The sequence below is a fragment of the Nocardioides sp. CPCC 206348 genome, from assembly GCF_048654705.1.
In the GTDB taxonomy this organism is placed as follows: Bacteria; Actinomycetota; Actinomycetes; order Propionibacteriales; family Nocardioidaceae; genus Nocardioides.
Map to the genome: position 1 here is coordinate 3,227 of NZ_JBMCZA010000150.1, position 1,835 is coordinate 5,061.

Annotated in this window: 2 protein-coding genes; one reads left to right on the plus strand and one right to left on the minus strand. The window is 68.9% G+C overall.

Annotated features, from left to right (window positions below; all coding sequences use genetic code 11):
• Positions 1–873: FAD-dependent oxidoreductase (locus ACOADB_RS10560; protein WP_378597995.1), on the minus strand; the 873-nt coding region annotated here is incomplete at its 3' end.
• Between the two features lie 35 nt (positions 874–908).
• Here ACOADB_RS10560 and ACOADB_RS10565 point away from each other — a divergent pair.
• Positions 909–1,715 carry a 2-keto-4-pentenoate hydratase gene (locus tag ACOADB_RS10565; RefSeq protein ID WP_378597997.1) on the plus strand — a complete coding sequence of 269 codons (807 nt, stop codon included), beginning with the start codon at positions 909–911 and terminating at the stop codon, positions 1,713–1,715.
• Positions 1,716–1,835: the final 120 nt, after the last annotated feature.

The window sequence follows — 1,835 nt, forward strand, 5'->3', positions numbered from 1 at the left end:
CGGGAGGAACTTCTCGCGCAGCTCCTGGCTGTGCTCGAACCCGCCCGATCCGAGGATCACGCCGCGCCGGGCACGGATCTCCAGGCGCTCGCCGTCGCGATCGACGGCGACACCGACGACGCGGCCGTCCTCCACGAGGAGGTCCTGGAGCGCGGTTTCGTAGGCGACGGGCACGCCCGCGTCGGCGAGACCCTTGCGCAGGCCGATCGCGATCGCGTTGCCCATCGCGAACATCTTCTTGCCAGTGGCGATGGCCAGCACTCGCATCAGCATGACGCGGAGCATCGTGAGCGGGCCCTTGATCGAGCGCAGGCCGAGGTTGATCTTGCGGTAGTCGGCCTGGGTGACGATCAGGTTCGCGGGTGCCTTCGTGTACGCCGGGTACAGGCGCTCGAGCTCGTCACCGAGGAAGCGCGCGTCCATCGGGACCGGCTCGACGCTGCGGCCACGCGGCCGCCCGCCGGGCTGCTCGGGGAGGTAGTCGGCGTACTCCGGGACCCAGCGGAAGCGGACGGGGGTCTGCTCCCTGATGAAGTCCATGACCTCGGGTCCGCGGTCGATGTAGGTGTCGCGGCGGACCTTCGGGACCACGTCACCGACGATCGCGTCGAGGTAGGTCTTGGCCTTGTCCTGGTCACCGGGATCGTCCTGCCCGGCATCTTTGAGCGCGTAATTGCCCGGAATCCAGACACCTCCGCCACTTCGTGCCGTGGAACCGCCGAAGTAGGCGCTCTTCTCGATGAGAATGGTGTCGAGGCCGTGGCGGCCGGCGCGCAGTGCTGCGCTCATGCCTGCGCCACCGGCGCCCACCACGACGACGTCGACCTCGGTCGGCAGGACGTCGCTCGCGGCGGCTGAATGGGATCCCGTCATGGCACAAAACTGTAACAGGTTCTAGTATCTACATCGTGACTACTCCCACTGCCGTCGAGGCCGCTGTGGCCCGCCTGGCGGACGCCCAGAGGACACGGGTGCCGTGTGCGGCCGTCCGTGACCTGATCGGCACCGATGACCTGCCCGCCGCCTACGCCGTCCAACAGGGACTCGTGCAGGCCAGGATTGCGGGCGGCGTCACCGTCGTGGGTCGCAAGATCGGCGCGACGTCCGAGGCCGTCCAGCGCCAGCTCGGCGTGGACCAGCCCGACTTCGGCTACCTGCTGAGCGACATGGACGTCAGCCACGGCGTCGATGGCGGCCCCATCTCGATGAGCACGCTCGTGCAGCCGCGGGTGGAGGCCGAGGTCGCGTTCGTCCTTGCCGCCGACATCAACCCGGCGACCGAGGAGGAGATCACCCTCGACCTCGTGCGTGCCGCCGTCGACGTCGCGCTCCCTGCCCTGGAGATCGTCGACTCGCGGATCGAGAACTGGGACATCGGCTTCACCGACACCGTCGCCGACAATGCCTCCAGTGGCCTCTACGTCGTCGGCAGCGAAGGCCGTCGCCTCGACGAGCTCGAGCCGCGTGACGTGGTCATGTCGCTCACCATCAACGGCGAGGAGCGCTCCGCCGGCACCGGCGCCGCCTGCCTGGGTGACCCGCTCGAGGCGCTGCGCTGGCTCGCCGTCCAGGCCTACCGCTTCGGGGACCCGCTGCGCGCCGGCCACCTGATCCTGTCCGGGGCCCTGGGTCCCTTTGTGCCGTTCGTCCCGGGCGACCGGGTCGCGGCATCCATCAGCGGCTTCGCGCCACTCGTCGTCGAATTCCAGGAGTAGGTCCATGGGGAAGAAACTCACCGCAGCCATCGTCGGGCCGGGCAACATCGGCACGGACCTGCTCTTCAAGCTCCTCCGCAGCGACGTCGTCGAACCGCGCTGGATGATCGGTGTGGACGC